The sequence below is a fragment of the Verrucomicrobiia bacterium genome (assembly GCA_036405135.1).
Taxonomy (GTDB): domain Bacteria; phylum Verrucomicrobiota; class Verrucomicrobiia; order Limisphaerales; family JAEYXS01; genus JAEYXS01.
The window spans coordinates 37,747-45,424 of record DASWYF010000045.1; the positions used below are offsets into that span (position 1 = coordinate 37,747).

General features: G+C 56.0%; 6 protein-coding genes. All 6 read right to left on the bottom strand.

Annotated features, from left to right (window positions below):
* Positions 1 to 26: 26 nt before the first annotated feature.
* Positions 27 to 581 (bottom strand): ribosome recycling factor, encoded by a 555-nt coding sequence (gene frr / locus VGH19_20960; protein ID HEY1173849.1) that lies wholly within the window; start codon positions 579 to 581, stop codon positions 27 to 29.
* Between the two features lie 40 nt (positions 582 to 621).
* Complete coding sequence (gene pyrH, locus VGH19_20965; protein HEY1173850.1) at positions 622 to 1,356, bottom strand: UMP kinase; 735 nt, start codon at positions 1,354 to 1,356, stop codon at positions 622 to 624.
* A 195-nt stretch (positions 1,357 to 1,551) separates the two neighbouring features.
* A complete protein-coding gene (gene tsf / locus VGH19_20970) occupies positions 1,552 to 2,382 on the bottom strand; it encodes a translation elongation factor Ts (GenBank protein ID HEY1173851.1) in 831 nt (276 codons plus the stop codon).
* A 92-nt stretch (positions 2,383 to 2,474) separates the two neighbouring features.
* A complete protein-coding gene (gene rpsB / locus VGH19_20975) occupies positions 2,475 to 3,275 on the bottom strand; it encodes a 30S ribosomal protein S2 (protein ID HEY1173852.1) in 801 nt (266 codons plus the stop codon).
* 239 nt (positions 3,276 to 3,514) lie between these two features.
* On the bottom strand, positions 3,515 to 6,961 hold the full coding sequence (locus VGH19_20980; GenBank protein HEY1173853.1) for a PAS domain S-box protein: 3,447 nt from the start codon (positions 6,959 to 6,961) through the stop codon (positions 3,515 to 3,517).
* A gap of 504 nt (positions 6,962 to 7,465) precedes the next feature.
* Positions 7,466 to 7,678 (bottom strand): hypothetical protein (locus VGH19_20985; GenBank protein ID HEY1173854.1); only part of this gene is annotated, 213 nt, incomplete at its 5' end.

The following is a 7,678-nucleotide window of genomic DNA, read 5'->3' on the forward strand; positions in this document are numbered from 1 at the left end:
TTTTCAAAATATTCTACCCTCTCACCTCACACCGTCATGATCTCTTTTTCTTTGTGCGCGAGATGCTTGTCGATCTTGGCGATGTAATCATCCGTCAGCTTCTGCACTTCCTTCTCGGATGCCTTCACATCGTCTTCTGTCACGCCACCAGCCTTACCCTCTTTCTTGAGCGCTTCCATCGTGTCGCGGCGCACGTGACGGATGGCCACCCGAGCCTTCTCCGCCATGCTCTTAACCGCTTTCACGAATTCTTCACGACGCTCCTGGCTCAATTCTGGCAACACGATGCGCAGATATTTCTTATCGCTCACCGGGTTCAAACCGAGGTTCGCCTTCTGGATCGCTTTGTCGATCGCGGACACAGTAGTGGCATCCCACGGCTGGATCATGATCACCCGCGATTCCGGCGTGGTGATGCCCGCCAGCTCACGGATGCGCATATGCGAACCGTAAACATCCACCAAAATATTTTCCACCAGTGAAGGCGAGGCCTTGCCCGTGCGCACACCGCTAAACTCGTGCTGCACGACCTCCTCGGTCTTCTGCATCTTCTCTTCCGCTTCCAGCAAAATGTCGTCGATTGGCATAATGTTCTCCTGTCGTCTGCTATCTTAAATTCAATTAGGACTTCACCAACGTGCCCACCTTCTCACCCAGCACCACGTTCTTGATGTTATGCGGCTTGAAGAGGTCGAACACGATGATGGGCATCTTGTTATCCATGCACAGCGAAAACGCCGTGGAATCCATCACTTTGAGTTGTTTCTGCAACGCATCGATGTAACTGATCGTCTCAAATTTCTTCGCCTTGGGATTCTTCTTCGGATCACTGTCGTAGATGCCGTCCACCTTCGTCGCCTTCAAGATCACTTCTGCACCGATCTCATTTGCGCGCAAAGCCGCCGCTGTGTCCGTCGAGAAATAAGGATTGCCCGTGCCACCACCGAAGATGACGACACGACCTTTTTCCAAGTGCCGCACCGCACGGCGCCGGATGAACGGCTCGGCGACTTGTGACATCGAGATCGCGCTCTGCACGCGAGTCGCAACGCCCTTCTTTTCCAAAGCATCCTGCAGCGCCAGCGCATTGATCACCGTCGCCAGCATCCCCATGTAATCGCCCGTGGCGCGTTCGATGCCGCGTTCGCTGCCGGCCAGCCCTCGGAAGATATTGCCACCGCCCACCACGATCACGACCTCCACGCCGAGTGCGCGCACTTCCTTGATCTGCTGGGCCATGTCATGCACCACCTCCGGGCAGATACCCACGCCTTCCTCGCCCCCCAATGCTTCACCGCTCAATTTAAGAAGAACACGACGAAACTTGGGTTTGGGAGATTTAGACGTTTTTTTCATGCAATGCTGGTATCGGGTAACTTGTGCTGTTGTTGCACTTTGCACAAACGACATTCCCGAATCAGTTCGCGAGGTTTCTACCAACGGGGCGGTAAGCAGTCAAATGAAGACGAGGTAGGAGAAACCCCAAATCCCTCCTAAAAACAAAAAACCGGCTGCTCCGAAGAACAGCCGGTCCTCGAAACTACTTTAAACTTACGCGCCCACTTGCAGACGGACGAAGCGACGGATGACGATCTCGTCACCGAGCTGCTTGCCCACGGCGGCCACATGTTCCTTGATCGTGATCTCGCTGTTACGCTTCACGAAGCCTTGATCCACGAGGCAGGTCGTCTGGTAATACTTCTCCAGCTTGCCTTCCACGATCTTCGCGATGGCTGCCGCCGGCTTGCCCTTGGCTTGCTCTTCGGCGATCTCTTTTTCCTTCGCCACCACAGTCTGATCCAATTCCGTGCGGTTCACAGCCGAAGGGCTGGCCGCAGCGATCTGGAGCGTGATGTCACGCACGAGCTGCTTGAATTCTTCCTTGGAAGCCGTGGCTTCCTGGCCAGCGCCCACTTCCACCAGCACGCCGACTTTGGCGCCCGTATGGATGTAAGCGGCCACGAGACCGTTGCCTTGCACTTCCATGCGGCTGTGACGGGAGATCTTGATGTTCTCACCGACCTTGGCGACTTGTTCAGCGCGGAACGGTTCGAGATCGATGGAGGGATTTTCCGCCAGCTTCTTGGCCACTTCATCGCAGAACGCGCGGAAGGACTCGTTCTTGCCCACGAAATCCGTCTCGCAATTCACTTCCACGATCACGCCCACCTTGGAGCCTGCCGTGATATGTTGGGCGATCACGCCCTCATTCGTATCGCGACCACCCTTTTTGATGGCGATCGAGCCGCTCTTCTTGCGGAGGATGTCCACCGCGGCGTCCAATTCACCATTCGCTTCCGTCAACGCCTTCTTGCAATCCATCAAGCCGGCGCCCGTCATCTCACGCAATTTGCCCACTGAGGCAGCAGTAATTTCAGCCATAATCGTTTTCTCTCTTTGTCGTTGAACAGTGAAGAGCCGGACGGGGAATTTTCCCTGCCGGCTCTTGCACAAGTAAAGTTGTCGTCTTGTTATTAAGCCGTGGCCGGAGCTGCCGCTGCTTCTGCCGGAGCGGCAGGTGCAGGAGACGCAGCTTCCTGGGCTTTTGCTTCTTCATCACGCTTGCGACGGGCATTCTTAGAGTCGTACTCCGCCTTCGCCGTCTGCACGCTGTTCGTGATCGTGTTCAGGATCAAACGCAGTGAACGGATCGCGTCATCGTTCGCGGCGATCGGGTAGTCCACCAGATCCGGATCCGCGTTCGTGTCCACGATGGCCACGATGGGGATACCGAGGCGACGGCCTTCGGCCACCGCGTTATGCTCGCGCTTGATGTCCACGATGAACATCGCGTCCGGCTGCTGATCCATCGTGCGCACACCGTCCAGGTTTTTCACCAGGCGGGCGGCCTCGCGGCGGATCATGGACTGCTCCTGCTTCACGTAATCGTTGATGGAACCATCCGTCTCCATCTTCTCGATCTGCTTCAGACGGGCAAGCGAGCGCTTGATCGTCTTCAAATTCGTCAACGTACCACCGAGCCAGCGCTCCGTGATGTGCATCTGGCCGCAAGCCTTGGCAGCTTCCTTGACCGCTTCCTGCGCCTGCTTCTTGGTGCCCACGAAGAGCACCTTGCCGCCGCCGAGCACCGTCTTGGACAGGAAATTGCACGCTGTCTCAAGCTGGGTGACCGTCTGGCTCAGGTCGATGATATGGATGCCATTACGCGCGTCGAAGATGAAACGCTTCATCTTCGGATTCCAGCGGCGCGTTTGATGACCGAAATGAACGCCTGATTCCAGGAGTTCTTTGATACCTACATTCGTTGCTGCCATGTACTTATATTTCCGTTTGTTATGAACCGGATAAACCGGCCATCCTGCGGAACACAGGATTTATGTTTAGTGTTGTTGTGACCACCCTTACCTACACGATAACGGCTTGATATTAAGGTCGTTGCAACTTCTTCCCGACCACAGTCACCAGCGGTAACCCAGCCGAAAAGAGGCGGAAAGATACCAAATGCCTGTTGCTGTGCAATCCTTTATTTTCAATCAGCTATCTCACTTCGGAGCTACGATTTGGCCGGAGCAGCTAACACTTCATGGATGGTGTTCAGCAATACTTCCGCCGTGTAAGGCTTGGGCAAGAAATGAGCAACCCCCAAGCCGCTGGCCTGGGCCACCTTGCTGTTGGCATTGATGCCGCTGGCCCCGATGATCCGCAAGTCCGGGTTAAGCCGTTTTAATACTTGGATGGTCGCCGGACCATCCATGATGGGCATCATCATGTCCGTCAGCACGAGGGCTACCTCCTTCTGATGCTTCACATACTCTGAGATCGCCTCCGAGCCATCCACTGCCAACAGCACCTTGTAGCCGAAGGCTTCCAAGGTTTGCTTGGTTATCTGGCGGATGGATATCTCATCATCCACCACCAAGACCGTCTCCCCCTTTCCGCGCGGCAGTTTCACTTCACCTGTCGTGGTTTCAGTGGCACAGGAGGTGCCTTCAGCCGGCAGATAAATGCTGAACTTCGCCCCCATGCCTGGTTCGCTATACACCCGGATAAAACCTCCATGCCCCTTCACAATGGCTTGCACAGTGGACAACCCCAGCCCGGTTCCCTTGCCCACCTCTTTCGTCGTGAAGAACGGATCGAAGATGCTGTCGATGATATTTTTCGGTATGCCGGTGCCGGAATCTTCCACTTCGATCTTCAGATAAGGGCCTTCACGCGCCTCGATGTTCATCGCTACGTATTGGGAGTCCGCCATCATGTTATCGGCCATGATGGTGATCTGCCCGCCATCCGGCATGGCGTCACGCGCGTTCACGCACAGATTCAGCAACACCTGGTGCAACTGCGTGGGGTCCGCCTTGAGCACCCACAAGTCCTTGCTCACTCGGCTCTGCAACCGGATGTTCTTCGGGAACGTCTCATTCGTGATCTTGATGATGTCACGGATCAGGTGCTTGGCCTGCACCTCAACGCGCCGTCCCTCCAAGCCGCGCGCGAAGGACAACACCTGCCCCACCATCGCCGCACCGCGACTCGCGCTGGTCTCAATCGTATCCAGTATCCGCACCCGATCCGGATCCGCCTCCTCCAGCTTGAGCAAGTTGGCAGACATGATGATCGGCGCGAGCACATTGTTTAGATCGTGAGCGATACCGCCCGCCAGCGTGCCGATGCTTTCCATCCGTTGCGTGCGCAGGAACTGGCGTTCCAGTTTCTTGCGCTGGGTGATGTCCGTATTGATCGCCAGGATTGATTTGGGCTGGCCTGCTTCATCCCGCACCAAGGTCCAGCGCGCTTCCACCACGATATCCGCTCCAGCCTTGGTCTTCTGATCGATCTCGCCGACCCATTCCCCCTGTTTCAAAACGGCAGCCGTCGCCGCCTTGAACGCCGTGTCGTCTTTGTACAAAAACTCAGGCAAAGGCCGCCCCATGACTTCCTCCGCCGTCCAGCCATAGACCCGTTCCGCGCTTTTGTTCCAGAAGAGCACCCGATGCTCCAGATCACGGACCAAAATGGCGTCCTGCGCCTTGTCCAGCAACGTGGCTTGTTCGCGCAATTTCTCCTCGGCGACCCTTCGCTCGCTGATATCCGTGATCCCGCCGATCATCCTGATCGCCTTGCCTTCCTCATCCCGCAAAATGTAGCCGCGATCCAACACATAGGCATAGGAACCATCCTTGCGCCGGAAACGATACTCATCCGTCCAACTCGACTCGCCTTTATCAATCGCCGCATGGATTCCATCCACCACCCGGGCATGATCCTCCGGGTGCAACCGGTTCGTCCAAGACTCGATCGACGGCTCCACTTCACGCCGTTGAAAACCGAAGAGCGTCTCAAAGCTCTGCCCCCACCACAGCGTGTTCACCACCAGATCCCAATCCCAGATGGCATCCTTCGTGGCCTTGGCCACCAACTGAAACCGTTCTTCATTGACCCGTATCAACTCCGCCGCCCGCTTGCGCTCTGTGATGTCCCGGGAGATGCCGACCAATCCTATGATCTTCCCATCCACGTCGCGATACGGGGCTTTTGTCGCCAGATAAGTGCGGGTCACCCCGGCGGCTGTCAGCACATCTTCCGTCGTAAGCACCTCTCCGGACTCGATCACCCGCATGTCACTGGTTTTGATCACCAGCACATCCGCCAGGGAGAAGATGGCGGTGTCATCCTTGCCCAAGACCTCCGCCGCACTGCGCCCGACCAGCCGCGCCGCACCTTCATTGAACAGCAGGTAACGCCCTTGCATATCCTTCACGAAGATCGCATCCGGCGAATTGTCCGCCACCGCCCGTAACAATTCCGTCGAGCGCCGCAATTCCATTTCCGCCCGCCGCTTCTCCGTGATGTCCGTGCCGATGCTCAGGATTTCCTGCACCCTGCCCTGTTCATCCTGCACGATGCGGTTTGTCCACGAGACCCAGACTCGTTCCCCATTGCGCCGGATGTTCTCGTTGACGTTCTGTTCAAACGCCTTCGGGTCCGCGCAGATCTGCTCCATCAAATACTGCAAATCGCGGCCGCTGCTTTCCGTGCTCGGCACGATCGTCTCCAACAAATGCCGCCCCGCTATCTCCTCCGCAGTATAACCGAAAAAGCGCAACCCGAACTCGTTCATCAAGGTGATCTTGCCCTCGGAATTCATCCGTAAGATGATGCTGTTGGCATTCTCCACCAGCTCGCGATACTTCTGTTCGCTGGCCGTCAAGCGGTCTAGCGCCAGCTTACGTTGCGTTCGCTCGATCGAGAGCAACAGGACACCTTCATCCACCGGCTGCACCCGCAGATCAAACCAGCCCCTGGTGCCGTCCTTGAATTGGAATTCCACCTCCTCCTGCCCGGGCAAACGCTCCTTCAAACCGCGCTCGATCAACGCATAAAACGGTGCCTGTTCAATCCCCGGCCAGACCTCCGTTATTTTGCGACCCAACAAGTCTGACTTGGGCCGCCGGTTATGAGCCACCGCCGCATCATTGACATAAAGGAAACGCCCATCAAAACCGACCAGCTGGCAACCCTCCAAGATGCTGTCCAAGGTCGTGCGATAACGGTGTTCACTCACCCGCAAGGCCGCTTCCGCCAGCTTGCGCTCCGAAACATCGATACCCACCCCCACCAAACACAGGCGATTACTGAACTCCACCTTGCGCCCGGTGAAAAAGTAAGGCGTCGTCCGCCCGTCCTTCGCCAAAAAAAGAGCTTCCACGCTGGATTCACCCTTCGTGAAAACCTCCGCGATCCGTTCCTCGATCAACCCCTTGTCTCCCTTGGTAAAGAAATCCAGTGGATGCATCCCTGCGATTTCCTCTGCACTATACCCGGAGACTTTTTCGAAGTTTTTATTCCAGCGCAGGAACTGCCCCTCCATGTCGTAAAAGTACAGGATGCCCGGCATGCTCTCCACCATCATGTCGGAAAACATCCGTTCCTCCCGCGCCAGCGCCTCCCCTTCCAGACGCGCTTGCCGCCGGGCCAGATCATCCAAAGACTCTCCCATACTCATTACCCTTATACCGTGGCAACAATGCCAAACCGCTCCTGCATTTCAGCTTGCGACTTCAACTATAGAACCTGCCAACAAAAATGTCCAGAAACCATACACCCCGCCAACCAGCTAACTTTCCCATTCGTCCCATCCAAGTTAATCGTTAAACAGATTCACCCGCCGAATCGCTTCCCGATCCAATCCATTTAACTCTTTAACGAACCACCAACTACCCCTTCTCGATGTCCAAAGTTCGATGTTGGAAGCTGGCACATTGACCAACCGCCACTGAGGCCCTGACTAACTAACCTTCCTTTCGACGTTCGATGCTTCCCCCAATTTCCCTTTCTTCATTCATCCTTCTTAATTCTAAATTCGTTCCCCGAAGTCGCCTTCCCGTCTCGTCCGTTTGATGCTCCCTCATCTCGATGGCATCCTGTCCTGCGGCACTCTAGCCACCAGTCCACACCCACCAGATCGAAACCCTCGCCAGCCACTCCAATAGCCTAATCGTCGTCATTCTCGTCCTTCGTCGTCGTCCTCGAACAACGACTTTGGAGTGCGGAGGCTTGCCTCCGCTTTCCGCCTGAGGCGGCTTGCCGCCTCGAACCCAAAACCCGCCACGATACCCAAAAGAAAGAGCGGTGTATCAGTTTTCAGTGCCCTATAGGCCTGCCGGTGCAACCGGCCTGAAAACTTTCCAACTCCATCATCCGACGATGGCTCAAG

Excerpts from the sequence above, each read along its gene's own strand:
- pyrH (HEY1173850.1), bottom strand. The coding sequence starts at position 1,356 with ATGAAAAAAACGTCTAAATCTCCCAAACCCAAGTTTCGTCGTGTTCTT.
- tsf (HEY1173851.1), bottom strand. The coding sequence starts at position 2,382 with ATGGCTGAAATTACTGCTGCCTCAGTGGGCAAATTGCGTGAGATGACG.
- rpsB (HEY1173852.1), bottom strand. The coding sequence starts at position 3,275 with ATGGCAGCAACGAATGTAGGTATCAAAGAACTCCTGGAATCAGGCGTT.
- VGH19_20980 (HEY1173853.1), bottom strand. The coding sequence starts at position 6,961 with ATGGGAGAGTCTTTGGATGATCTGGCCCGGCGGCAAGCGCGTCTGGAA.